We start from the raw sequence: 25,953 nt of genomic DNA, 5'->3' as shown, positions 1-25,953 counted from the left end.
CTATACGCTTACGGTATATGGAGCATTGTTATAAAGGTAGGTGTGATTTGCAGCTAGGGCTACTCCACCCAACCAAATAGGGTTAATACTGCGATAATCACGAGATAAAACAAAATATTACGTTTCACGAGGCGCATCATACAGCTTGCTTCAAAAGTACAACCTAAAAACTGTTGCTCAATTTGCTCAGCCGCAAGTGCAGTGCTTGTGACGATTTGACGATTTGTGGTTTTAAAATCTAGCACATACTTCAACCAACTTGACGTGCCTTTACTGAAGTTACCGATGATCAAAAAACCAAAGCTTGCGATCCGAGCAGGAAGCCAATTTAGCCAATAAAATAACCGGCAAAACTGCTCAAACACATGCTGTAGTGGCGGATTTTCTTGCTCATGATGCCAATGCACAATCTGCCTTACCATCGCATATAGCACAGCGCCCGGCGCGCCCAACGCCACAAACCAAAAAATAACTCCGCAGTAATGTTGAAAGTTGATCCACGAAAGCGTCTGACCAAACGTCTCGCCGCCCGGCTCATCTTCTAATTTGTCTTGCCCCATTTGTAACGCATAAAGCGTAGCCGCTTCGTTATCACCTCTGGTCAGCGCATTTAAATAGCCTTTATAAAGCTTGCGATATTTTGCACAACCAAAACAGACTAAGAGCACACAGATATTGATTGCAAACTGCCAAAATATAAAGTCACTTAGACTGTAAATAAAAGCAACGACCAATGCAGGAATAACTAACCAAAGCATCACACCGAAATGCGAGCCCAACATGGCATTTGGCTGGGTCCAAGATTTGGTTTTCGCATAGTAACTTTGCAGGTAATAGTCGACTTGCCAGTAATTCGCCCGCGCGCCAAGTCGTTCAATAATAAGCGCGATGATGATAGAAATTAAGATCATGCTTGCCTAGCTCTCTTGGTTATTTAACAAGGTAAAATAATGCTGCCAATCAAATGCAGCCCCCGGATCTGTCTTTCTTCCAGGAGCAATATCATTGTGCCCTACAATACGATCATTCGTCAGCTTTGGATAGTGCTGCTGCAGCCAACGCGTTGTTTTTACTAAACTCGCATATTGTGCTTCGGTATATGGCGTGGTGTCTGTACCCTCCATTTCAATACCAATTGCAAAGTCATTACAACGCGTTCGACCTTGCCACTGCGACACTCCAGCATGCCAAGCCCGTTCAATGAAGGGAACGTATTGGGTGATGCTACCGTCACGACGTATAACGCAGTGCGCCGACACTCTTACTCCCTCTAAGTCAGAAAAAGTTGGATGTGCGCCGCAGTCCAGCGTGCCCATAAATAACTCTTCCACGTACGGCGTGCCAAAGCACCCTGCAGGCAGCGAGATATTGTGGACCACCAGTAAATCTATCTCACACGCTTGTGGTCTTTCATCGTAATGGGGGGATTGCTTGTGTTTAGCAAAAGGTAGCCAATTCAAAGTATTAGTTCCAAGCCTTGGTTTGCATTCGATTATAAAGACAAAATAAGACAAAAGGTAGGGATGGGTTTAGTATAACAATAGTGTCGCGACATCAAATCACAACAAACAACACCTAACCGTAGCAGCGGGTTTACCCCGCGACCTCCGTTTTGGCAGTCAACTCACTCCCTTCAAACACGGCTTTGTATTTCAAATACTCTGTCGCGACATAAAGTCGCTGCTACGAAAACACACAAGGGCTCAACAGTAAACAACACATAACCGTAGCAGCGGGTTTACCCCGCGACCTCCATTTTGGCCATCAACTCACTCTTTACAAACACGGCTTTGTATTTCAAATACTCTGTCGCGACATAAAGTCGCTGCTACGAAAACACACAAGGGCTCAACATCAAACCACAACACATAACCGTAGCAGCGGGTTTACCCCGCGAAATAAAAGCCACCCCGCCAAATTTCGTGATTTCTTCTCCATCAATTGTACTCCTAGGCAAACGCGCGTAAAATTCGGCCATTGCAGAAAAAATGAAAAGACAACCTATGATTGACCAAAACCTTATCAGCCAATTGGTAAAGCAGGCGCTAGACGAAGACCTTAATTATCAAACACCGAACGAAGGTGATATTACCGCAGCCCTTATCCCAGAAACGCAGCAAGCAAATGCCTATGTGATCACAAGGGAAGATTGTGTGTTCGTTGGCAAGGCGTTAATCGAAGAAGTTTTTCAACAAGTTGACCCAAGTGTTAGCGTCAACGTACTTGTGAACGACGGCGATTTTGTTGCCGCCAACACTCGCTTATTTACCGCAAGCGGCTCAGCAAGAGCGGTTCTAACCGCAGAGCGCACGGCGCTTAACTTTGTACAAACGCTATCGGGCACGGCAACCACCACAGCAAAATATGTTGAGATTTTAAGTGGTACGCAAACTAAACTGCTGGATACACGTAAAACCATCCCAGGATTAAGAGCACTACAAAAATACGCCGTTAAATGTGGCGGTGGTAAAAATCACAGAATTGGCCTCTTCGACGCGTATCTTATTAAAGAAAACCACATTGCCGCCTGTGGCAGTATCGCCAAAGCCGTTGCGACTGCGCGTAATAACCACCCAGACAAGCCGGTAGAAGTTGAAGTAGAAAACCTAGGCGAATTACAACAAGCCTTAGATGCTGGCAGCGATATTATTATGCTGGACAACTTCAGCGTAAGTGAAATTCAACAAGCGGTTGAAATCACCCAAGGCAAAGCCAAGCTGGAAGTCTCTGGTAATATGACCATTGAAATTTTGACGACTTACGCACAAGCCGGTGTTGATTTTATTTCAAGCGGCGCACTGACCAAACATGTACAAAGCATCGACCTGTCGATGCGCTTCGAATAACTTTCGCTAAATTTAAAAAAGCGCTCTGATAGGGCTCATTGCCGGGCCCTTTCTTTTTATAGTGCTATCAAGTAACCAGTAAATCACTCACCTCAGCTGATTTTTCCGCTCCTTAAGATATCGGATTTTCATTTTTAAAAAGAATACCACTTTGTACCAGCAAATAGTGTTGCACTCACTCTGTAACCCTCCGTAATAGAGAAAGTTTTCTATTTCGTTGACAAACCTACTTAAAACCCGTTAAATACGACAAAAGAACTAGAGTGTAACAAGATCTTAATGTTCAGTAACGATTAATTCCGTTCGTTTTTTGAACCGATATTAGGAAAGCTTGCGCTATCGCAAGAGAATCAATAATTTATTATTAAAATTTGATTGTAGGCATCAGCGTTTACTATTAAAGTAAATGTTAATTGTGATCGCTGAAACTAAATCGGTGCTACACTTCTAGTTGATTAGGGAACGGTCACAAACTTAACGGGTTTAGCTTTTAAGATTTTTGAATGATGAACTTGTTGCATCTTCTTGGTCACCGTTAAGTCAATTTGAGCACACCAGTTTGTTGATTCGATGGATTGGTAATTATTGCAAAGGTTTTAATAAACGCTTAACTTAAACCTATTATGGTTAAGTCACTTAAAATTTAGGAGACACATCATGACTCAAAAACAACAGGGTGGTTTTACCCTAATCGAACTAATGATTGTTATCGCAATCATCGGTATTCTTGCAGCTATTGCTTTACCTGCTTACACTGATTATGTGAACCGTGCGAAAGCTTCAGAATTACTGGCTGCAACTAGTATGCCGAAAGCATGTATTGAAGAAAGGGCACAGTTAGGCACAGCCCCAACTTCATGCTCTACAGGAGATGCTGCATCTCAATATGTCTCCGCAACGGCGGTAGATTCAGGAGGAGCGATTACAGTTACGGGTCAAGGTGATATGTCAGGTATTTCTCTAGTCCTAACACCATTGACCGCTGCAGATACCCCAGCTGACTCAGATTCATTTGCTACATCTTTTAGTGTATTTGGGTGGCGCTGTACAGCTACTGTTGATGCCGCAAACAAACTAAATTGGTTACCAGGTACTTGTACTGGAACAGTTTCTTAATATCTGTTATAGCGAGGTATAGCTAGACTTTTAAAGCTATACCTTCTTCAATTCTAATGAAATGAAATCAAAAAAAAACGAATCAAACCTTGATACCTTTATTTGGGCTGGCTTTAATAGTCGAGGCAAAAAGCTCAATGGCGAAATGACTGGACAGAGCGTGGCTCTAGTTAAAGCCCAATTACGTAAACAAGGAATCACACCTTCCAAAGTTAAACGCAAGCCTAAACCTCTCTTTGGCTTTTCTGGTACTCAAAAAATTAAAACTGTTGATATTGCAACGACAACTCGTCAAATTGCTACAATGTTAATGGCGGGTGTTTCTTTAGTACAAACATTGGATATGCTTGCTCGTGGCATAAAAAATAAAAGCTTATCTAAATTAATCAGCCATATTTGTGATGAAGTAAAGGCAGGCCAGCCACTTGCTAAATCACTAAGAGCTTACCCTAGATATTTTGATGAACTTTATTGTGATCTTGTCCATTCAGGTGAACAGTCTGGTGCACTTGATACCATATTTGACCGCATCGCACTCTATAAAGAAAAAACAGAAGCGTTAAAGTCTAAAATCAAAAAGGCGCTGTTTTATCCAATTGCTGTGATTGTTGTCGCGCTAATTGTTACTTCAATATTATTGATATTTGTTGTACCTCAATTTCAAGATATCTTTGCTGGTTTTGGTGCTGAACTCCCTGCCTTTACCCTAATGGTTATCGCGATTTCCGAATTTATGCAGGAATACTGGTGGGTATTTGTGCTTGGTATTGGCCTTTTTGGTTATACCTATAAAGAAATGCTTATTCGCAGTGCTGCGGTAAAGCATTTTAACGATCGTATGGTTTTACGTATTCCAGTGATTGGCGAGATCCTGAAAAAAGCGGCGGTGGCGCGTTATGCTCGTACGCTTTCTACCACCTTTGCAGCGGGTGTTCCCCTTGGCGATGCACTAGATTCTGCCGCAGGTGCGTCGGGCAATATTATTTACAAAAACGCAATTAAAGAAATAAAAGCAGAGGTTAACTCGGGTAACCAAATGCACTGGGCAATGCATAACACCAAAGTCTTTCCAGATATGGTAGTGCAAATGGTGTCTATTGGTGAAGAATCGGGTTCTTTAGACGGTATGCTGGCAAAGGTCGCTAACATTTATGAGCAAGAAGTCGATGATGCGGTGGATGGCCTATCTAGCCTATTAGAACCATTAATTATGGTGGTACTCGGCGTACTGATCGGTGGCCTGATTATCGCCATGTACTTACCGATATTCCAACTAGGTTCAGTTATTTAATTTTGTTCACAAAATTACACTATTAAGAGGTGCAGTGCTGTGCCTCTCAATAGTGCTATGTGGTAAACTGCAAAAATCCATACCGAGTATGCCTCGGTAATTTAAACAAAAAAATATAAGCAAGCGCCCAACTTATGCAAGATATTATCAACTTGATGCAAACCCAGTTATGGTATTGGTTACTCACCGTCGGACTCGTCAGCCTTTGCATCGGTAGCTTTCTCAATGTGGTTATTCTTCGCTTACCTAAAATGATGAAGCAGGGCTGGCAATCAGAATGTCGCGTGTTGCTTGCCGATGAGCTACCAACACAAACCACTGAAGCACCCGTATTTAATTTAGTAAAACCAAATTCTCATTGCCCGAGCTGCAAAACGCCGATTAAAGCGTGGCAAAACATTCCACTGATCAGCTGGCTATTATTAAAAGGCAAATGCAACCACTGCGACGCGTCAATCTCTGTCCGCTATCCTTTGGTAGAGCTAACAACCGCCCTACTCTCCACATGGGTTGCGTGGCATTTTGGTGCCACTTTAGAAGCCACTCTGTACATTTTGATTACTTGGGTATTAGTCGCACTTACGGTTATCGATATCGACGAAATGTTGCTGCCTGATCAGTTAACGCTACCAACCTTATGGTTAGTACTAGTTGCCAGTTGTTTTGGTGTTGGCATCGAACCCAATGATGCCATCATTGGTGCGGCGATAGGTTATTTGAGTTTATGGAGTGTGTATTGGCTCTTTAAATTACTCACAGGTAAAGAAGGCATGGGCTATGGCGACTTTAAACTGCTAGCCATCTTTGGTGCATTGATGGGCTGGCAAGCAATCTTAACCATAGTACTACTTTCAAGCCTAGTCGGCGCAATTATTGGTAGTATCCAGTTAAGTGTTCAAGGCCGAGATAAAGCCACCCCAATCCCATTTGGCCCTTACTTAGCCATCGCAGGCTGGATCACCCTAATGTACGGCGAGCAGCTACAGCTGTGGTACGTAAACTTAATAATGTAAAGTAAGACAATGCTAAAAACGAATAATTGGATTTTAGGGGTGACGGGCGGTATTGGTGCGGGTAAAACGGCCATCACTAATCACTTGCAGCAAAAAGGGATAGTGGTTGTTGACGCCGATATCGTTGCACGAGAAGTAGTCGCACTAGGCAGCACTGGGCTACAAGCAATTACTGATGAGTTTGGCAGTGCCATTTTACAGCCTGACGGCAACTTAGACAGGGCTAAGTTAAGAGCCATTATTTTTGCTGATGCCGATAAAAAACAGTGGCTTAATGAGCTACTTCACCCGCTTATCCGTAATGAAATACTCACGCAGTTAAACGCAGCGCAAAGCGATTACGTGGTTTTAGCGGCGCCCCTGCTGTTCGAAAATGGCTTAGAGCGCTATTGCGACGCCACTTTACTTGTTGATGTCGCCGTTGATACGCAAATCGCGAGAACAATTAGCCGTGATTCGGTAGATGCAGCGCAAGTAAACCGTATTATCGAGTCGCAGTTGCCGCGCTCAGATAAACAAGCAAAAGCGGACTACATACTAGACAACGACCGACCGCTAGTTGAAAGCCTGCAAGAGACAGATAGATTACACAATGAGTTTATCAATCTAGCAAAAGTGAAAGTAAGACTAAATAATTAGGCTAGACTTGGCTGTAAAACTTAATCTACACTCACAGTGATAGCTTGGCATTTTTCCAACTTAATGATAAATATTGAATATGCATTCAATGTGAAGGCAAAGAGGTACTATGGAACATCATTCCCCGCTACTGCGTAAATTTATTACCTTAGGGCGAGTTACTGCTGAGCAAATAAAGTCTCGCCAGTCAGAAGCAAACACCACCGCCGAGTTGATTTGCCTAAGTTCAGGAATGAGCTCCAAAGAGCTAGCTGAAGAATGCCTAGACTTATTTAAGGTGCCCTTTTTTAATCTTGATCACTTTAACGTTAGTGAAATTCCACCGGCGCTAGTCAAAGAAAAGCTGATCCGTAAGCACCATATTTTACCGCTGGTACAAAAAGGTAGAAAACTCTATGTAGCGGCCTCCGACCCTACTGATTTCGGCGCATTTGAAAACTTTGAGTTTAGTACTGGATTACAGTGTGAAGTCTTAGTCGCCGACTACAAAAAGCTCGAAGCAAAGATTGATCAGCTGTTTGATGCAACGGGCGGTCTCTCGATCTCTGAAGAAGAATTTAAAGAATTTGCCGACTTAGAAGTTGATGACGAGCCTAAACAGCAAAACACCAACGAAGATAAAGACGATGCGCCAATCATCGTTTATATCAATAAAATCTTAATGGACGCGATAAAAAAAGGCGCGTCGGATCTGCACTTTGAGCCCTACGAAAAAAAATACCGCGTGCGTTTTCGTATCGATGGCCTGCTGCATGAGATGGCAAGTCCACCAAACACACTGGCTACTCGCCTCGCCGCCCGTATCAAAGTGATGGCGCACTTAGACATAGCGGAAAAACGTAAACCGCAAGATGGCCGCATTAAATTAAAGATTTCCGAGCGCAAAAGTATCGACTTTCGTGTGAGTACGCTGCCTACCATGTGGGGCGAGAAAATCGTAATGCGTATTCTAGATTCGTCCAGCGCCATGCTCGGCATTGACGTGCTAGGTTATGAACCTGAGCAAAAGCAGCTTTACCTCGACGCACTAGAGCAGCCTCAAGGCATGATTTTGGTAACCGGCCCAACGGGTTCCGGTAAAACCGTGTCACTTTACACTGGCTTGAATATTCTTAATCAGCCAGAGCGCAATATCAGCACAGCGGAAGACCCTGTCGAAATAAACCTTGAGGGTATTAACCAAGTACAAATCAATACCAAAGCGGATATGACCTTCGCCAATGCCTTGAGAGCATTTTTGCGTCAGGATCCGGATGTCGTGATGGTTGGTGAGATCCGTGACCTTGAAACCGCTGAGATCTCGATAAAAGCCGCCCAAACCGGTCACTTAGTATTGAGTACGCTGCACACCAATTCTGCGCCTGAAACGCTCACCCGTCTATTAAACATGGGCGTGCCGGCATACAACGTAGCAAGCTCGGTGAGTTTGATTATTGCTCAGCGTCTCGCAAGACGCCTTTGCCCTAAGTGTAAAACACCTGAAACGCTGCCGGAAGAAGCCTTGCTAGGGCAAGGCTTTACAGCCGAGCAAATTAAAGAGATTACCCTTTTTGCGCCTAAAGGCTGTGAAAACTGCACCGATGGTTACAAAGGCCGTGTGGGTATATATGAAGTGGTAAAAATCACGCCAGAGCTTTCACACCTGATCATGGAAGGCGGCAATTCTCTTGAGATTGCCGAAAAAGCAGAGCAGTTAGGTTTTGATAACTTACGTAAGTCTGGCCTGAAAAAAGCCGCCGCAGGGGTGACATCGCTTACAGAAATCAACCGCGTAACAAGCTATTAAGACTGATTGATTAAGACAAAAAGATCGCGATGTGAAATCGCACCTACAACTAAGCTAACACCCGTGTGGGAGCCGCTTTATGCGGCGAGCTTGATGAAAAATATCGCGATGTAAAATCGCTCCCACAAATAAGATAGCGCCTGTGTGGGAGCCGCTTTACGCGGCGATCTTTATGTAAAATATCGCGATGTGAAATCGCTCCTACAAATCAGCTATACAAATTTTGCGGTACTTTAAGCACATTAATATGTACCGTGACTTCCTCACGGTCATGATATAGGTGCTTTGCTTGGATCTCATAATCCACATTGTACTTTTGCAGCTCTTCATGGATAAGCGTAAGACATTCATACACGCTATCGAAGCGTTTTTTCATCGGTAGCTTTAAGTTAAAGATCAGTTCTCGAGCGAACGCATTCACCACCCAGTCCACCATTAAATCTGCAACACGCGTTGGCTTTTCGACCATATCACACACCAGCCAATCAATATTGCGCTTTTCTGGGCGATATTTGAATCCATCTTCACGGTAGTGCTTCACTTGTCCCGTTTCCATCAGGTCATCATTCATCGGGCCATTATCGATTGAGGCGACAAACATGCCACGGCGTACGAGTTGGTATGTCCAACCACCAGGACAAGCACCTAAATCAACGGCTCGCATCCCCGCACGCACACGTGTCTCTTGCTGATCTTTAGGCACAAAGACATGGAATGCCTCGTCTAATTTTAGCGTCGAGCGGCTTGGTGCGTCCGATGGCATTCTCAGACGTGGGATCCCCATAAAGAATGGCGAATTGTTATCACTAAACGAATAACCGACATAAGCGGTGTTATTGGCAAGAAACAATACGTGTAATACAGGCTTGGTAGGTTTTAGCTCACGAGTCAGCTTGTTTTGTTTCTCGAGCGCCTTAGACAATGGGGTTGAAAACTTTTTACAGAATTTAGAAAGCTCTTTTCCTTCGTTAGTATCTGGCGTTTCAACGCGCAGCTCACCACACAAAGGAAAACCTTCCACAGCCGCTTTTATCACGCTCACTCTGTCTTCAATCGGCATATGGGTATGTAAAGTGCCAACAAACCACTGCCTTGCAAACACCAGTTTCTTAAAGTCGATTTTCTTCGCTAAGGTCTCAGCATCATTTGGCGAAAAGCACTCAAATGTTACAAAAGCAGTATTCGGCTTAGCTTTTACGTAGCCAGCAATTCCATGCTTTGCAGCATAATGATTAATTTCGGCTGCGGCGTCACTTTCAAAACCACCGCGACAATAGATAACGATACTCGACATTAGATTCTCTAGATTAAAAGGAAGATTTAGCAGCTTGAACTATCAATAAAATCCAAGCAATTAAAAAACAGGTACCACCGATTGGGGTGATTGGCCCTAGCCATTTCATACCGGTTAAGGCAAGTAAGTACAAACTACCACTAAATAGCAATACACCCGCAATAAAAAAGCCACCAGCAACTTGTACCTTGAGGCCCCATTTGATCAAAAACGCGGTGGCAATAATGGCAAGGCCGTGAGTCATTTGGTACTGTGCCGCCGTGTTAAAAATACCAATGGCATAGTCGCTCAAACGTCCTTTGAGACCGTGAGCGGCAAACGCGCCTAGAGCCACAGACAATAAACAAAACACGCTGCCAATAATCAAGTAGAGCTTAGCCATGACAGCGCTCCTTGATAAAATTCGCCGCAATCACGGCAGCATTCGCACGGCTCTCTAACTCGCTTACACCACTCACCTTACGTGGCTTTAGTGAATGGTCGCCATCTTTGAGCCATTTCACCATGACTTGCTCTGGAAAGCACATGGCATCAACCTCTGTACGATTGCCAAAGGTATCACGTTCGCCTTGTAAAATGAGCAGCGGACATTTCAGCTCAGGAAAATGGTCCACTCTGAGCTTTTCCGGCTTACCTGGCGGGTGGAATGGGTAACCAAACGCAAGTACCCCTTCCACTTTTACGGTGGTTTCACAGGCCAGCATAGATGCCATACGCCCGCCCATAGACTTACCACCAATAAAGAGCGGTAAACTTGGCTCTGCTGCTGCCAATACTTGCTGAAAATACGCAAGTAGCTTAGGGGCACGCTCTGGTGGGCGTTTTTTCCCTTCTTGTTTAGCTTGCTGCATATATTCAAAGTCAAAGAGTCCAACTTGAACGCTCTTAGAGGCAAGCAATTTAGCCATTTCTTGCATAAAATCGCTATCGCTTCCTGCGCCTGCACCATGGGCAAAAATAAACTGTGCAACTGGATTTTCAGCATAGTGCCATTCGATATTTACTGCGCTCATAAACTATTTAACTCTTGTTCGTGTTCTACCATATCAAGCATCCATTCCTTGAATGAAACTATTTTACCCAGCTCTGACTGCGACTCTCTAAATACCAAGTAATAGGCATTTTTACTTTCAAGGTGGTGGCTAAATGGAATAACCAGTCGCCCTGCATCTATATCCGGTCTTGCCAGTACGCTATTGCCCAGCGCCACACCTTGGCCGTGAATTGCTGCCTGTAACACCATAGAGGAGTGACTGAAGATAGGCCCAGTATTTACTGCCACATTTCTGACCCCAGCGGTTTTCATCCATGCCTTCCAAGCACGACGCGTGGTGTCATGAAGCAAAGTATGCTGGGCCAAATCGCTTGGCTGATTGAGCGGTTTGGGGCCAGTTAACAAAAATGGGCTACATAATGGCACAAAGTACTCGGTATGTAGCTTATGGGTTTGCACCCCATTCCAATTACCACGACCGTAGTAAATCGCGACATCAACGTCATCCGTTAACGAGTTGTCGTCGTGATCTTGGGCTTTGATCCGTACGTCGATTTCAGGGTGCAACTCGTTAAAGTTACTCAGCCTTGGTACCAACCATTGAATTGCAAAACTCGGCGTCAAACTCACCGTTAACGACCCTTTTGCGCCTCGCGCTAGGAGCTTTTCAGTCGCATCGATTAATTGTGAAAAAATATCTTTAATATCGAGGTAATAGCCCTGCCCTTCCTCAGTTAATAGTAAGGAGCGATTTTTGCGCAAAAACAGTTTTAAACCTAGATGTTCTTCTAAGATTTTAATTTGATGACTAACCGCAGCTTGAGTGACGTACAACTCCTCCGCCGCTTTGGTAAAGCTCAGGTGTCGTGCCGCCGCCTCAAAGGCTTTTAATGCATTTAATGGTGGAACTCGTCGTGACATTCATTCATGCCTATAAAAAACCCGCTAACCGCGGGCAAGTAAAATCCCCAAACAACATCTAATTATGAGGTCGCTTGGGTATAGATTATAAATCAGCTGCGCTGGTGTCCAGTGGCGCAAAACTCTTAACTAGCTCATCTACCGCTTTCATCTGTTGTAGGTAGCCTTCAAGTTTAGCCAATGGCAATGCACAAGGACCATCACACTTAGCTTCATTTGGATTCGGATGCGCTTCAATAAAAAGTCCAGCTAACCCAAGTGCCATACCGCTACGAGCAAGTTCAGCAGCCTGAGCACGGCGGCCATCGGCAGAGTCGCTACGACCACCTGGACGCTGTAGCGCATGTGTCGCATCAAAAATAACAGGAGCCATACGCTTCATATCATCCATGCCCAGCATATCTACGATCAGGTTGTTATAACCAAAGCTGCTGCCGCGTTCACAGAGGATAACTTTGTCATTGCCCGCTTCATTGATTTTCTTAATGATATGACGCATTTCATGTGGCGCTAAAAACTGTGGTTTTTTCACGTTGATCACCGCGCCAGTTTCTGCCATAGCGACAACTAAGTCAGTTTGACGGGCAAGAAACGCAGGTAACTGGATCACATCAGCAACTTCCGCAACGGGTTTTGCTTGGAATGGCTCATGCACATCGGTGATAACCGGTACATTAAAGGTCTTTTTGATTTCTTCAAAAATCTTTAAGCCTTCTTCCATGCCAGGGCCACGGTAAGAATTAATTGACGAGCGATTAGCCTTATCAAATGACGCTTTAAATACGTATGGGATCCCAAGTTTACTTGTGACCTCAACGTAATGCTCTGCGATTTGCATTGCTAAGTCACGAGACTCAAGCACATTCATTCCACCGAACAGGACAAACGGCTTATCGTTTGCGACTTCTCGTCCCGCAACGTTAATAATATCTGTATTCATTTTTTATCCTTTAGCTGCCTATTACACGAAGCAATTGTCCGCATAACCAAGCCATATAAGTACCAAGGGCATAACCGAGCACTGCCAGTAACACACCGACTGGAGCAAGTGCTGGGTGGAACGCCGAGGCCACCACCGGCGCAGATGCCGCACCACCAATGTTTGCTTTACTGCCAACAGCAACATAAAACACAGGTGCTTTAATTAATTTAGCAACGATAAATAACAAACCAACATGCACGGCCATCCAAATAACACCAATAACGACGTATTTAGGCGCCTCAACAATTTTGGTGATATCCATGTGTAGACCAATGGTTGCTACTAAAATATATAAAAAGCTCGAGCCAATTTTTGACGCGCCAACCGCTTCATATTGACGTGCTTTGGTAAACGAAAGTGCCAGACCAATGGTCGTAACGAGAACAATGATCCAAAACAGTTTGCTATGAAGAGAAAACTTCTTCAGCTCTGGGTAATTGCTACTAAAAAATGGCACCAGTAGATCCGCAGCAAAATGCGCAAGCCCCGTAGCACCAAAAGCAAAACCAACTAGGATCATCAAATCTTTGAGCTCGGGTTTTCTTGCGTGCTCGGCTTCAAATGCTTGTACTTTGTCAATTAGGCGATTGATTGAAGAAGTATCCGCCCCGGTTCGCGCATCAATTTCTTTATTACGCGCCGCCATATAGAGCAAGCACGCCATCCACAAGTTTGCGACAACAATATCAACCGTTACCATGATGGTGAAGATTTCTCCGCCTGCGCCGTAAATCTCTTTCATCGCCACCATATTGGCACCGCCACCAATCCAGCTTCCTGCAAGCGCGGCCATACCACGCCATACAGCTTCTGGGCCAGTTACACCTAGTAGCTCAGGCATAAAGGTAGCAGTAAGTAAAAGCGCAATTGGGCCACCAATCACCACACCCACCGTTCCCGTTAGGAACATGATAATCGCCTTTTTACCCAAAGCCGCTATCGATTTTAGGTCAATACTCAGTGTCAATAGCACCAAACAAGCGGGTAACAGATAATACTTTGCTACCGTGTAAACATCGTTATTGTTGCCATCAACGATACCAAAGGTATTTAACAGAGATGGTAAGAAATAACACATCAACAGCGCTGGCACGTACTTGTAAAACTTTGCCCAAACTCCGCTTTTTTGACTCGATGTGTAAAAAACAAATCCCAGAATAACGGCCAATAGGCCCATAATTACCGCGTTATTGGTAACGAGCGCAGCGCTTTGCTCCATAAATCCTCGCTGTTATTATTTTTTATATAACTATTTTTAATGCAAAATATTATTATGATCGGCCAACTCTTTGATCTGATGCTGGATCACTTCAATGGTTGGGTCGTCCGGACATTCATCAACAAAAAATTGTAAGTCGTCTTTTGCCATCTTCGGACAATTTAATTGGTTGAGTAGATAGCCTCTATCACGACGTTCATAAGGATCATCGCCTAAGATATCCATCAATTGCTCGACGCAACTTAGCGCGTGACCAAACTTTTCTGCCGCAATAAACGCCCATTTTTGCTGAGACAAATAAAGCTTTAACGACTCTTCGTTAAAAATAAGCTCCATCGGCTCTTGGTCTTTTTCTTGCTCTTTGTCTTGGTTGTTTTCGTTTTCTGGAATTATGTACCAGCTCTGATGGCCTGAGCTTGGCTCAATGACATAACCTTCTTCCTCGCTAAAAGCGACGTGTACGACAATCTCTCCTTGGCTTAGGGCAAGACTGGCCTCTAATTTCGCTCGTTCAAGCAGATGCACTAAAACAAGACCCAGTGCGGTATTGGTACCACTGCGCATAGAAAGTGCGTAACAAACGCTATTGAGCTTATATTCAGGCACCTTTTGACTGCTACCACTGAATAGCCACAAGGTATAAAAAGCGTCTAAGATTTCATCCAAACATTTATGATTGTTTGTATGCTTATGGCGAATTTCATCCACGGCAAATTCAAGCTCTGCTAACTGACACAAAGTTTCATTGGTGTCAGCTTGTGCATCCCAACTTTGCTCAGCCTTGATACAACGGATCAATGGCGGATAGGAAAATGCATCTGAATTGTCATCGAGAGATAAGTCATTCTCATCTAACCAGATATCATTCTTCATAGAATTCGGTTTCTCTTGAATTGCTTTCATTTAGAACGACTAGTTTACCACTTTTTGTCATATTCCCAAGGGGGGAAATTTAGTAATACCAATCTATCGTTCGCTGAAATAGTAAAAATGTTTACTTATTATGGAGATATAGGAGCGCTCGGTGATAAACCAAGCGCCAATTGAAATGGTTAAGCAAAGAAGCCTTGTTTGCTCACGGCGAGGTGCGCGATGGCCATTAGTACCAATGTTGCAGCGCCTAGCGCCAAATATTTGGTCTTTTTAACACTTGCTTTTGCAATTACAAAGCCCAATGCGATATAACCAAACACCAATACGATTTTTTGTAGTAGCCAAGGTTGTTGTGCAGGATTGAGCCCCGCAGTTACCGCCAAAATGACCGCTGTAACTAACAACAAAGTGTCTACGCTGTGGCTGGTAATAAACACGCCTTTGTTTGTTGCTAATTTACCTGAACCCAAACGCGAAAACGCGCGAGTGTAAAAAAGCACTATGCTCAATACCACAAATAGTAAGTGCGTATGTTTTAACGCCATGTAATCCATATTATTCTCTAATCAGGGAAACGTTGTAGGATCAATTCTAACTCATTAATACAACGGTTGAATACATCCACGAGTTTGGGGTCAAAGTGTTTTCCCTTTTGCGCAGTAATCTCTTTTTGTGCATCTTCTTGGCTCCATGCCTCTTTGTAGCAACGTTTATGGCGTAACGCATCATACACATCAGCTAGTGCTACGATGCGACCATAAAGGTGTATTTCATCGCCTTTTTTACCTTTCGGATAACCGCTGCCATCCCATTTTTCATGGTGGTCACGAGCGATTAGTGCGCCCGCACTGACAATCTCACGGCGAGAGTCTTTTAACAAGTCAAAGCCTTTGTCTGTATGGGTTTGCATGACTTTCCACTCTTCGTCATCCAGCTTGCTAGGCTTATTTAAAATCGCGTCAGGAATACCAACTTTACCCACGTCGTGCAGTGGTGACGCCATTTTCACCAGCTCAGCTTCTTTATCAGAAAGACCCATTTCTTTGGCAAGCGTATGACAAAGATATGCAACGCGCTTAACATGATTGCCGGTATTTGTGGAATGAAGCTCAAGCGCTTCACTTAAACGGATCACCAGTTCTTGCTGGGTATCTTCAATCTCGGCTTGTAGCTGTACATTTTCGTACGCCAATTGCATATTCTGGGCAAAAATATCGATTAAATGACGCTGAGTTTCGGTTAAGAATTCAGGAATACCAGACACAAATAGCATTGAGGCGTGGTTATAGTCACTGGAGCAATAGGCAAATAGATAATTGTCTTTATATACAATGTCTTTATCTTGTAGTGCTTTTAAGCAGGCATCCATTTGATCGCTGCTAAGCACTTCAGAAATCGGCTTACCTTCGCTACTTTCAAACTCTCCACGCCCTGCAAATACAACCAGTTGATCGTTCGTTTGGCCAGCTTCTTTACCGGCCGCAAGTGACGTTGCATACATAGCTTGGTCGACCGTACCTATCAGCGAAGTAAGTTGCTGTAACACCCCCTCAATAAAACTCTCAATTGAGTGAGTAGCAAAAATATCACGGGAGGCTTTAATGATTTTCTCAAGCCCTTGTCTTGATTGATCGATGGCGAGAATGTCACGATATGAACGTAAACTCGACATGACGACAGTAAAGAGCTTTTGCGCGGTGAGTTCTGTTTTTGACTTATAGTCGTTGATATCGTAGTTCACGATAACTTGGCGCTCAGGCGCTTGGCCCGGCTGACCAGTTCTTAAAATGATACGGATATGATTGTTTTTGGCGGTTTCACGAATGTATTTTGCGACCTGCAAGCCAGCATCGTCGGTTTCCATGACAACATCCAACAATACCACCGCAGCATCGGGATTGGCATCGACGATTTTCTTTGCTTCTTCACCCGAATAAGCGCTAATAAATTCCAGACGCTTTTTTTGAAACTCAAAGTCACTCAGTGCTAATTTTGTCACTGCATGCACTTCGGGCTCATCATCGACAATAATAACCTTCCAAGTGCCTACTTTTTCAGGTTCAACTACGTCAGCGGGTTCGTCTGAAAACAAAAAATCATCCATATTGCGGATCCTATTGAAGCGCCTAACTTTCGTGTGAGTTCGTGACTTTACGGCAACATTGCCAACGTCACTCTATCACACCCTGCCATATCTTTTATTGTAAGTATATTAATATACGCCATTTCTGCAAAAAACTGTTGGATCTTATCTGCTTGCTCAAAGCCATGTTCAAGTAGCAAATATCCCCCCGAGTTCAGATGTTGCTTAGCCGTCCTGATGATATGAAAAATATCCGCATAGCCATGGTCATCTGCGACCAGCGCGCTGAGCGGCTCAAATCTCACATCCCCTTGTGATAAGTGATGGTCGGCTTCATCAATATAAGGTGGATTACTCACAATCAAATCAAACTGTTGCTCTGCAACTGCGCTAAACCAATCACTTTGCAAAATCGACACGTTCTTAAAGCCCAACTGAGATTGATTAGACTTTGCAAGCGCCACGGCGTCTGCTGAAGCATCTACTGCGGTGATTTGCCAAGCTGGATATTCACTCGCCAACGCCAGTGCAATCGCGCCAGTACCTGTGCCTAAGTCTAGCACCTGAGCGTCATTTGGCATGCTGAGAGTTAAAACATGCTCAACCAGAGTCTCAGTATCAGGCCTTGGAATAAGCGTGCTGTTGTTCACTTTTAAAGGCAAGCTCCAGAATTCTCTTTGACCTGTGATGTGTGCGACAGGCTCTCCCGTAACACGGCGTGCAATACATTCTTCGAATTGCTGCTGCTCTAGTGCAGAAAGCTCAGCTTCGGGCCAAGTAAAGAGATAAGTGCGGTTTTTATCGATAACATGGAGTAATAACACTTCGCTATCGAGCTTTGCTGACTCGGAGTGTGGTAACAACTCAGAGGTTGCCCAAGCAACGGCTTGGGCAATGTTAAGTGTTGGCATTAATCGCTTTCGCTCATTGCTGCTAATAGATCAGCCTGATATTCAATAACCAGCGGATCGATAACAGCACCCAACTCACCGGAGATCACTTCATTAAGGCGATATAGCGTCAAGTTGATACGGTGATCGGTAATACGGCCCTGCGGGAAGTTGTAAGTACGAATACGCTCAGAGCGGTCACCGCTACCTACTAGATTACGACGTTCAGAAGCTTCTGCTGCTGCACGTTTTTCATCTTCTGCTTGCTGTAAGCGCGCACTTAGTACAGACAGCGCTTTCGCTCTATTTTTATGTTGTGAACGTTCGTCCTGACATTCAACCACAACGCCTGTCGGCAAGTGAGTGATACGAATAGCAGAATCGGTTTTGTTTACGTGCTGACCACCTGCGCCCGAAGCACGGAAAGTATCCACCTTTAGGTCAGATGGATTAATTTCAATTGCTTCTGCCTCTGGGATCTCTGCCATCACGGCAACCGTACATGCAGAGGTGTGAACACGGCCTTGAGATTCCGTTTCAGGCACACGTTGTACACGGTGAGCGCCAGATTCAAACTTAAGCTTGCCATAGACACCGTCGCCACTAATGTTAGCGATAACTTCTTTATAGCCACCGTGCTCGCCTTCGTTAGCGCTCACGATTTCAACGCGCCACTTTTGCGTTTCTGCATAGCGGCTATACATACGGAATAAATCACCAGCGAAAATCGCGGCTTCATCACCACCGGTTCCCGCACGCACTTCCAAGAATACGTTGTTATTGTCTTTTGGATCTTTGGGTAACATCAATACTTGAAGGTCATCTTCAAGCGCAGCAATGGCAGCTTTTGCTTCTTTATACTCTTCCTGTGCCATTTCACGCATGTCTGGATCTGAGTCTTTTAGCATTTCTTCAGCAGTTGCGACGTCTTCCTGAGCCTGTTGGTAGGCTGTAAACGCTTTAACTACGTCTTCCAATTCTGAAAACTCTTTTGACAAGGCGCGAAAGCGGTTCTGATCGCTAATCACCTCAGGCGAGCTTAGCATCGCTTGAACTTCTTCATAGCGCTCTACTAAGGTTTCTAACTTACGATATACAGACTCTTTCATTTACACGTTATTCCTGCTCAATACCTAATGTTTGCTTGAGTTGCGCTAACTTATCTATATCGCCTTCTTTCGCAGCCTCTTGAATGGCGCGTGTTGGTGCGTGTGTTAGTCGATTACTCAGCTTATTTGCTAATTCAATAATAATTTTATCTGCTTCTTTGCCCGATTGTAGCTGATTTATTGCTTTGTCCACGAGCTCATTTTTAATTTCTTGCGCGCTTTGGCGATACTGCCTAATCACATCCACTGAATGCAGCGAACGTTGCCACTCGGAAAACTCTTGCGTGCGTACATCGATGATCTGCTGCGCTTCAATGGCCGCTTGTTCACGACTGGCCAAGTTTTCATTGACTATCGCCTGAAGGTCATCAACTGAATAAAGATAAGCGGCATCCAACTCTGACACTTGGCTTTCGATATCGCGAGGCACCGCGATATCGATAAATAACATTGGTTTATGGCGACGTTTTTTAAGCGCTTGCTCGACCACTCCCTTACCGATAATTGGTAAGGTGCTCGCAGTTGAACTAATAACAATGTCTGCACTTGGTAGCGCATCTGGCAACTGTGCCAGTGAAATAACACTACCGCCAACTTCTTTTGCTAGGTTTTGTGCGCGCTCAATTGTGCGGTTCGCGACTGTGATTGACTTTGGATTATGCTGCGATAAGTGTTTAGCAACTAACTCTATTGTTTCACCGGCACCAATTAACAAGACCTGAGTTTTATCCAATTGACCATAAATATGCTTTGCTAAATTAACAGCGGCATACGCCACTGAGACAGCACTTGCACCAATATCGGTTTCGGTGCGCACTTGCTTCGCCACCGAAAAAGTTTTTTGGAATAAACGCTCAAATGTTGGCTGAATTGCATGGTGTTGTTTGGCCGTACTAAAAGCTTGTTTAATTTGGCCAAGAATTTGTGGCTCACCTAACACCAATGAATCAAGACCGCAGGCAACTCGCATTAAATGGTTCACCGCATCCTGATTCATATGCACATAGACATTTTCTGTTAAGTCTCGTTGCTCTATGTTATGAAAATCTGACAACCAACCGAGTAGTGCTTGGGGATCAGCAGACTCAAGGCTACAATAGATCTCGGTTCGATTGCAGGTCGACACAATCACAGATTCTTTAAACTGCGAAGAATGTTGGAGTTGGTGCAATGCTTCTGTAAGCTGTTCTGGAGAAAACGCCACTTTTTCACGTAATTCTACAGACGCGGTTTTGTGATTGATACCAAGTGCGATGATGGTCATAGATGCCAGTATTGCTCGAGCCCTGCTTTAAAGCCGGCAATTTTACCAAAAATCAATCGAATATGGAAAGTAAGGAAAGGCCTTTGAGACAACTTCATTTGATTTTACTCATATTTTTATTAATTTTAACCGGTTGTGCGCAACAATTACCTCAGCAAAACGTAGCACAAGACTGGCAATCTAGGCTAAAACAACAAAAAAATTGGCAAGCGAGAGGTAAACTTGCATTTATTGCCCCAGACAATCGTCAATCAGCTAACTTTAATTGGTATTTAAAAGAAGATAAACAAAATCTGATTTTAACCAGCTTTGTTGGCACCCGCATATTCGAACTAGAAGAATTAGACACACATTCGGAGCTGACCTTTGAAGACAATGTCCATAAAGGCATGGACAGTAGCGATTTGGTTAAGCGTTTAAGTGGTCTCTCTCTTCCGGTCAATCAAGCCCCTCAATGGCTAACGGGCTTAGTTGAAGCACCAGCCAGTGAACTTGATGATCTTGGCAGAATAAGCAATGCACAGTGGCAAAGCCCATCTGGCCGAGTGTGGCAAATCACCTATCAACAATATAAAATGCAAGACGGAATGTGGCTGCCTAGCCGCATGAAACTCTCGTCGACCAATATTGAGGTCAAAGTATTAATCACTTCATGGCAGTTTAAATGAAGACATTGACGCTAAGCGCTCCGGCAAAATTAAATCTTTTTTTGCATATCAATGGCCGTCGAGAAGACGGCTACCATGAACTAGAAACTTTATTTACTTTCTTAGATTTTGGTGATGAATTAGCATATACGCTAACCAGTAACCAGCAGGAAATCGTCATTTGTGGTGACACCGCAGGTATTCCACTTGAAGATAACCTCATTTATAAAGCCGCCAAAATTCTTGAGCCCTATAAAAAAATAACTGCTGGTGTCGATATTCAGTTAAATAAACGGCTTCCCATGGGTGGAGGTGTTGGTGGTGGCTCCTCCGATGCCGCGACAACTTTATTGGCACTCAATACGCTGTGGCAATGTCAGCTTACTATTCCAGAACTTGCAAAACTCGGCCTCCAACTAGGTGCCGATGTGCCTGTTTTTGTTGAAGGTAAAACAGCTGTAGCCCACGGCGTTGGCGAGCAACTTGAGCCAATTGACATCGCGCAAAAATGGTATTTGGTGGTTGCCCCACCCGTTCATGTCAGCACCGCGTTAGTCTTTACTCACCCAGATTTACCACGCAATACGCCTAAGCTAAAAAGCGGTTGGAAACTCTCGGATACGGGCAACGACTGTCAAACTCTTGTCAAAAAGCTTTACCCCGAGGTTGAAAAGACCCTCGCGTGGTTGCTAAAATATGCACCAACCAAAATGACTGGTACTGGAGCTTGTTGTTTCGCGGAGTTTGAAAATCGTGAGGCAGCGCTGCGTGTGCTCGAAACTCTACCTTCATCTTGGCAGGGCTTTATTGCCCAAAATACAAGTGAGTCAATTTGTCATCGACAATTGCGCGCTTGGCAAAACTAGAAGTAAATTGTTTAAGTTAGCTTGTTTTGACTTTTTTATTTCATGGTCATTGCATGTTAGTCCAAAAAATTCAGTGCCTGAGGAACCCTACCGTGCCCGACATGAAGCTCTTCGCTGGTAACGCAACACCTGAGCTAGCTCAAAAAGTTGCAAAACGTTTGTTTATTGAGTTAGGTGATGCCGTTGTTGGCCGTTTTAGCGACGGTGAAATTAGCGTTCAAATCAACGAAAACGTTCGTGGTTCAGATGTATTCATCATCCAATCAACATGTGCTCCTACAAATGATAATTTAATGGAGTTAATCGTCATGGTTGATGCGCTACGTCGTGCATCTGCTGGTCGTATCACAGCCGTTATTCCTTATTTCGGTTACGCACGTCAAGACCGCCGTGTGCGCTCTGCTCGTGTTCCAATTACTGCTAAAGTTGTTGCAGACTTCCTTTCAAGCGTAGGTGTTGACCGTGTTCTTACCGTTGACCTACACGCAGAACAAATCCAAGGCTTCTTCGACGTACCTGTTGACAATGTATTCGGTAGCCCAGTGCTAATCGAAGACATGAAAGAGCGTAAGTTCGAAGATGTAGTAGTAGTTTCACCTGATATCGGTGGTGTGGTTCGTGCTCGTGCGATTGCAAAACTGTTAGATGATAAAGACCTAGCGATCATTGATAAGCGTCGTCCACAGGCTAACGTTTCTCAAGTTATGCACATCATTGGTGATGTTGCTGGTCGTGACTGTATCATTGTCGATGACATGATAGATACAGGCGGTACTTTATGTAAAGCAGCAGCAGCACTTAAAGAGCATGGTGCAAAACGCGTATTCGCTTACGCAACCCACCCAGTACTTTCGGGCAATGCTGCGGAAAATCTACGCAACTCAGTTATCGATGAAGTTATCGTGACTGATTCAATTCCACTTTCTGATGAATTGAAAGCGCTTGATAACATCAAAGTACTAACACTTGCAGATATGATGGCCGAAACTATCCGCCGTATCAGCAACGAAGAGTCAATCTCTGCGATGTTTCAACACTAATCGGCACCAAAACTGATTAGCCAAAAAGCACCTCTGGTGCTTTTTTTGTTTTATAGGTTTCATTGCAGGTGCGTTAGTGGTATATTGGCGCGCCTTTTTTAGGCAGGGAGCTTGGTCGCGAGCTCTCTGACACATTAACTTAAATTATTTTGGAGACATCCATGTCTGTATACAAATTAGACGCTGAAGTACGTTCTGACCTAGGTACTGGTGCGAGCCGCCGCCTACGTCGCGCTGACAAAGTTCCTGCAATCCTATACGGTGCTGGTAAAGATGCAGTTTCACTAACTCTTGATCACAACAAAGTATTGAAAGCGCAAGAAGACGAAGGTTTCTACACTCACATCCTAACGCTAAACATTGGCGGTGAGTCTGTTGAAGCAATTCTTAAAGATATGCAACGTCACCCGTACAAGCCTAAGATCACTCACTTAGACTTCCAACGCGTTGATGCTTCTCAAAAGCTTCACACTAAAGTTCCTGTTCACTTCATCAACGAAGAGAAAGCAACTAAAGGTGGCAACACTATCGTTCACCAACTAACTGAAATTGAAATCACTTGTCTTCCAGCAAGACTTCCTGAGTTCATCGAAGTTGACGTAGCGACTCTAGCTGTTGGCGAAACTCTACACCTATCTGATATCAAGCTTCCAGCTGGCGTTGTTTCAGTTGAACTTGCTAAAGGTGCAGATCACGACCAAGCGGTTGTTTCAGTAAACGCTCCTAAAGCAGCTCCTGCTGAAGAGTCTGCTGAAGACGCAGCTGAGTAATTGTTCAGGTGTTAACACCTTGAATAATATTCAAATGCTTGTGGGCCTGGCAAATCCAGGCCCCGAATACGCAAACACCCGTCATAACGCTGGCGCTTGGTTTATCGAAGAACTAGCCAGAAGATACAACTGCCTCCTAAAACCAGACGCTAAACATCACGGCCTCACCGGCAAAGTGCTCATCAATAATCAAGAGTTTAAATTGCTGATCCCTACGACTTATATGAACTTAAGTGGTAAAGCGGTCGCGAGTCTTGCCAATTTTTATAAGATCCCCGTCGAGAGTATTCTTGTTGCTCACGATGAAATGGATTTAGAACCCGGTATCGCCAAACTCAAAAAAGGTGGTGGTCACGGTGGTCACAATGGCTTAAAAGACATAATCGCTAAAATGGCAAATAACAAAGAATTTATGCGATTGCGCGTTGGTATTGGTCACCCAGGACATAGAGACAAAGTCACGGGGTGGGTTTTAGGCAAAGCACCACAAGCTGATCAAGAGAAAATTGATGCCGCTGTGGATGAAGCAGTCCGATGTATGGAAATACTCGCAAAAGACGGTGTGTTAAAAGCGCAAAATCGACTACATTCATTTAAACCGTAACAGTTCACTGCTGCGATTGATTGAGTAATACCTAAGCTTCTCGTTCGCCATGATGCGTGCTTGAGATAATACGGTAGAAATTTAGGAATAAACACTATGGGTTTTAAATGTGGCATTGTTGGTTTACCTAACGTAGGTAAATCTACTTTATTTAATGCGTTGACTAAAGCGGGCATTGAGGCCGCAAACTTTCCTTTCTGTACTATCGAACCGAATACCGGTGTAGTACCAGTACCAGATGCTCGTCTTGACCAGCTAGCTGAAATTGTAAATCCTCAGCGTACTATCCCAACTTCAATGGAGTTTGTGGATATTGCCGGTTTGGTAAAAGGCGCTTCAAAAGGCGAAGGTTTAGGTAACCAATTTTTGGCAAACATCCGTGAAACGGATGCTATCGGTCACGTAGTTCGCTGTTTTGAAAATGAAAATATCGTTCACGTTGCTGGTCAAATCGATCCTGCTGAAGACATTGATGTTATCAACACTGAGCTGGTACTTGCAGACATGGATACTGCTGATCGCGCGGTTTTACGTAACGCGAAGAAAGCGAAAGGCGGCGATAAAGACGCGAAATTTGAACTTGTTGTACTTGAAAAAGTAAAAGCGCACTTGGACGAAGGCTTAACGCTTCGCTCACTTGAGCTAAATAAAGAAGAAGCGGCAGCAATAAGCTACCTAAACTTTTTAACGATCAAGCCAACTATGTACATCGCCAATGTTAACGAAGATGGCTTTGAAAACAACCCATTCCTAGACAAAGTACGTGAAATTGCAGCAGCAGAAGACGCGGTTGTGATCCCTGTATGTGCAGCAATTGAGGCTGAACTTTCTGAACTTGAAGAAGAAGATAAGAAAGAGTTTATGGATGACTTAGGCTTAGAAGAGCCGGGCCTGAACCGTGTGATCCGTGGTGGTTATGAGTTGTTGAAACTGCAAACTTACTTTACAGCTGGCGTAAAAGAAGTACGTGCATGGACTATCCCTGTTGGCGCGACAGCACCTCAAGCTGCTGGTAAAATCCACACAGACTTTGAGCGTGGTTTTATTCGTGCACAGACTATCGGCTTTGATGATTATATCGAGTTCCGTGGTGAATCTGGTGCGAAAGACGCAGGTAAAATGCGTCAAGAAGGTAAAGAATACATCGTAAAAGATGGCGATGTGATGAACTTCTTATTTAATGTGTAACTATAGTTACTACACGCTATTTCAATAAAAGGAGCTTCGGCTCCTTTTTAGTTTTATCAACTCTGCTTTTTAATCAAATAAGTACCTTGCTTCTTCAGAGTAAGTTATAGACTTCAAAGGAATAAAAATTCACAGGTTTTGTTAAAAATTTGCAATTGCCCCGCATGATTTGATATAAAAACAAGCCGTTTCGCTTAATTTATCTGCAAACAAACTGTGTTAGCAGATTTTTTGCAAAAAAGGTGTTGACGGCTTGGGGGCATATACGCATAATACGCCCCGCATCAGCGATGATGAGAAGTTAAAGAGATGGCTATGTAGCTCAGCTGGTTAGAGCACATCACTCATAATGATGGGGTCCCCTGTTCAAATCAGGGCATAGCCACCATGCTTTAACTACTACCAAAACTCATCGATTTGTTGTCGCAAAAAATATGCGTAAGTAATGGAATTGGCAGTTGTCTTAATATAGACGCTGGATTTAAGTTCCAATAACTAATGCTAAAAGATGTGCGGAA

General features: G+C 44.0%; 26 protein-coding genes and 1 tRNA gene. 13 read left to right on the top strand and 14 right to left on the bottom strand.

Annotated elements, in window-relative coordinates:
- Positions 1 to 59 precede the first annotated feature (59 nt).
- Together ampE and ampD are read right to left on the bottom strand one after the other, a co-directional pair.
- Positions 60 to 911 (bottom strand): beta-lactamase regulator AmpE, encoded by an 852-nt coding sequence (gene ampE, locus GSF13_RS10065; protein WP_211868087.1) that lies wholly within the window; start codon positions 909 to 911, stop codon positions 60 to 62.
- 6 nt (positions 912 to 917) lie between these two features.
- Positions 918 to 1,460 (bottom strand): 1,6-anhydro-N-acetylmuramyl-L-alanine amidase AmpD, encoded by a 543-nt coding sequence (gene ampD, locus GSF13_RS10060; protein ID WP_010607337.1) that lies wholly within the window; start codon positions 1,458 to 1,460, stop codon positions 918 to 920.
- Positions 1,461 to 2,003: 543 nt separating this feature from the next.
- Between ampD and nadC the strand changes: the two genes are divergently transcribed.
- The 6 genes from nadC to pilB all read left to right on the top strand — a co-directional run bounded on the left by nadC (position 2,004) and on the right by pilB (position 8,691).
- On the top strand, positions 2,004 to 2,846 hold the full coding sequence (nadC, locus tag GSF13_RS10055; RefSeq protein ID WP_211868994.1) for a carboxylating nicotinate-nucleotide diphosphorylase: 843 nt from the start codon (positions 2,004 to 2,006) through the stop codon (positions 2,844 to 2,846).
- A 657-nt stretch (positions 2,847 to 3,503) separates the two neighbouring features.
- Positions 3,504 to 3,962, top strand: a complete 459-nt coding sequence (locus tag GSF13_RS10050; RefSeq protein WP_130126778.1) for a prepilin-type N-terminal cleavage/methylation domain-containing protein — start codon at positions 3,504 to 3,506, stop codon at positions 3,960 to 3,962.
- A 61-nt stretch (positions 3,963 to 4,023) separates the two neighbouring features.
- Positions 4,024 to 5,253, top strand: coding sequence for a type II secretion system F family protein (locus tag GSF13_RS10045; RefSeq protein ID WP_211868085.1), 1,230 nt, complete (start codon positions 4,024 to 4,026; stop codon positions 5,251 to 5,253).
- A 134-nt stretch (positions 5,254 to 5,387) separates the two neighbouring features.
- Positions 5,388 to 6,266 carry an A24 family peptidase gene (locus GSF13_RS10040; RefSeq protein WP_211868083.1) on the top strand — a complete coding sequence of 293 codons (879 nt, stop codon included), beginning with the start codon at positions 5,388 to 5,390 and terminating at the stop codon, positions 6,264 to 6,266.
- 9 nt (positions 6,267 to 6,275) lie between these two features.
- Entirely contained in the window at positions 6,276 to 6,905 is a 630-nt protein-coding gene (gene coaE, locus GSF13_RS10035) for a dephospho-CoA kinase (protein ID WP_211868081.1), read from the top strand.
- A gap of 109 nt (positions 6,906 to 7,014) precedes the next feature.
- On the top strand, positions 7,015 to 8,691 hold the full coding sequence (gene pilB / locus GSF13_RS10030; protein ID WP_010607343.1) for a type IV-A pilus assembly ATPase PilB: 1,677 nt from the start codon (positions 7,015 to 7,017) through the stop codon (positions 8,689 to 8,691).
- A gap of 208 nt (positions 8,692 to 8,899) precedes the next feature.
- Here the strand turns inward: pilB and rlmM are convergent, their stop codons facing one another.
- The 12 genes from rlmM to hemA form a co-directional block, all read right to left on the bottom strand.
- Entirely contained in the window at positions 8,900 to 9,985 is a 1,086-nt protein-coding gene (gene rlmM / locus GSF13_RS10025; protein WP_010607344.1) for a 23S rRNA (cytidine(2498)-2'-O)-methyltransferase RlmM, read from the bottom strand.
- 13 nt (positions 9,986 to 9,998) lie between these two features.
- Positions 9,999 to 10,367: a DUF423 domain-containing protein gene (locus GSF13_RS10020; RefSeq protein ID WP_017217933.1), complete on the bottom strand. Its 369-nt coding sequence runs from the start codon at positions 10,365 to 10,367 to the stop codon at positions 9,999 to 10,001.
- The gene (locus GSF13_RS10015; RefSeq protein WP_211868079.1) at positions 10,360 to 10,998 is read right to left on the bottom strand and encodes an alpha/beta family hydrolase; all 639 of its coding nucleotides are present in this window, start codon (positions 10,996 to 10,998) and stop codon (positions 10,360 to 10,362) included. Before GSF13_RS10015 ends, GSF13_RS10020 begins: the two co-directional genes overlap by 8 nt.
- The gene (locus GSF13_RS10010; RefSeq protein ID WP_128725963.1) at positions 10,995 to 11,900 is read right to left on the bottom strand and encodes a transcriptional regulator GcvA; all 906 of its coding nucleotides are present in this window, start codon (positions 11,898 to 11,900) and stop codon (positions 10,995 to 10,997) included. Before GSF13_RS10010 ends, GSF13_RS10015 begins: the two co-directional genes overlap by 4 nt.
- A gap of 85 nt (positions 11,901 to 11,985) precedes the next feature.
- The gene (kdsA, locus tag GSF13_RS10005; protein ID WP_010370475.1) at positions 11,986 to 12,840 is read right to left on the bottom strand and encodes a 3-deoxy-8-phosphooctulonate synthase; all 855 of its coding nucleotides are present in this window, start codon (positions 12,838 to 12,840) and stop codon (positions 11,986 to 11,988) included.
- 10 nt (positions 12,841 to 12,850) lie between these two features.
- Positions 12,851 to 14,101 carry a DUF819 family protein gene (locus GSF13_RS10000; protein ID WP_010607347.1) on the bottom strand — a complete coding sequence of 417 codons (1,251 nt, stop codon included), beginning with the start codon at positions 14,099 to 14,101 and terminating at the stop codon, positions 12,851 to 12,853.
- A 36-nt stretch (positions 14,102 to 14,137) separates the two neighbouring features.
- Positions 14,138 to 15,004, bottom strand: a complete 867-nt coding sequence (locus GSF13_RS09995) for a tetratricopeptide repeat protein (RefSeq protein WP_017217935.1) — start codon at positions 15,002 to 15,004, stop codon at positions 14,138 to 14,140.
- A 149-nt stretch (positions 15,005 to 15,153) separates the two neighbouring features.
- Positions 15,154 to 15,528 (bottom strand): SirB2 family protein, encoded by a 375-nt coding sequence (locus GSF13_RS09990; protein WP_029215915.1) that lies wholly within the window; start codon positions 15,526 to 15,528, stop codon positions 15,154 to 15,156.
- Positions 15,529 to 15,536: 8 nt separating this feature from the next.
- Positions 15,537 to 17,078 (bottom strand): response regulator, encoded by a 1,542-nt coding sequence (locus GSF13_RS09985; protein WP_102056258.1) that lies wholly within the window; start codon positions 17,076 to 17,078, stop codon positions 15,537 to 15,539.
- 47 nt (positions 17,079 to 17,125) lie between these two features.
- Positions 17,126 to 17,968, bottom strand: a complete 843-nt coding sequence (gene prmC / locus GSF13_RS09980) for a peptide chain release factor N(5)-glutamine methyltransferase (protein WP_211868077.1) — start codon at positions 17,966 to 17,968, stop codon at positions 17,126 to 17,128.
- Positions 17,968 to 19,056 carry a peptide chain release factor 1 gene (prfA, locus tag GSF13_RS09975; protein ID WP_010607352.1) on the bottom strand — a complete coding sequence of 363 codons (1,089 nt, stop codon included), beginning with the start codon at positions 19,054 to 19,056 and terminating at the stop codon, positions 17,968 to 17,970. Before prfA ends, prmC begins: the two co-directional genes overlap by 1 nt.
- 7 nt (positions 19,057 to 19,063) lie before the next feature.
- Entirely contained in the window at positions 19,064 to 20,320 is a 1,257-nt protein-coding gene (gene hemA, locus GSF13_RS09970; protein WP_069022217.1) for a glutamyl-tRNA reductase, read from the bottom strand.
- Positions 20,321 to 20,403: 83 nt separating this feature from the next.
- Between hemA and lolB the strand changes: the two genes are divergently transcribed.
- From lolB to GSF13_RS09935, 7 genes are all read left to right on the top strand, one after another.
- A complete protein-coding gene (lolB, locus tag GSF13_RS09965; protein ID WP_157234650.1) occupies positions 20,404 to 20,988 on the top strand; it encodes a lipoprotein insertase outer membrane protein LolB in 585 nt (194 codons plus the stop codon).
- The gene (ispE, locus tag GSF13_RS09960) at positions 20,985 to 21,833 is read left to right on the top strand and encodes a 4-(cytidine 5'-diphospho)-2-C-methyl-D-erythritol kinase (RefSeq protein WP_211868076.1); all 849 of its coding nucleotides are present in this window, start codon (positions 20,985 to 20,987) and stop codon (positions 21,831 to 21,833) included. The genes lolB and ispE overlap by 4 nt, the downstream gene beginning before the upstream one ends.
- A gap of 92 nt (positions 21,834 to 21,925) precedes the next feature.
- Positions 21,926 to 22,873: a ribose-phosphate pyrophosphokinase gene (locus tag GSF13_RS09955; RefSeq protein WP_010370444.1), complete on the top strand. Its 948-nt coding sequence runs from the start codon at positions 21,926 to 21,928 to the stop codon at positions 22,871 to 22,873.
- A 161-nt stretch (positions 22,874 to 23,034) separates the two neighbouring features.
- Positions 23,035 to 23,643, top strand: coding sequence for a 50S ribosomal protein L25/general stress protein Ctc (locus GSF13_RS09950; protein ID WP_010607355.1), 609 nt, complete (start codon positions 23,035 to 23,037; stop codon positions 23,641 to 23,643).
- Between the two features lie 19 nt (positions 23,644 to 23,662).
- The gene (pth, locus tag GSF13_RS09945; protein WP_010607356.1) at positions 23,663 to 24,247 is read left to right on the top strand and encodes an aminoacyl-tRNA hydrolase; all 585 of its coding nucleotides are present in this window, start codon (positions 23,663 to 23,665) and stop codon (positions 24,245 to 24,247) included.
- A 96-nt stretch (positions 24,248 to 24,343) separates the two neighbouring features.
- Positions 24,344 to 25,435 carry a redox-regulated ATPase YchF gene (gene ychF / locus GSF13_RS09940; protein WP_010370435.1) on the top strand — a complete coding sequence of 364 codons (1,092 nt, stop codon included), beginning with the start codon at positions 24,344 to 24,346 and terminating at the stop codon, positions 25,433 to 25,435.
- Between the two features lie 311 nt (positions 25,436 to 25,746).
- Positions 25,747 to 25,823: transfer RNA gene (locus GSF13_RS09935), tRNA-Met, on the top strand.
- The last annotated feature ends 130 nt before the right edge of the window (positions 25,824 to 25,953 follow it).

The sequence above is a fragment of the Pseudoalteromonas sp. M8 genome, from assembly GCF_018141365.1.
Taxonomy (GTDB): domain Bacteria; phylum Pseudomonadota; class Gammaproteobacteria; order Enterobacterales; family Alteromonadaceae; genus Pseudoalteromonas.
This window is presented reverse-complemented; position numbering and strand designations above follow the sequence as displayed.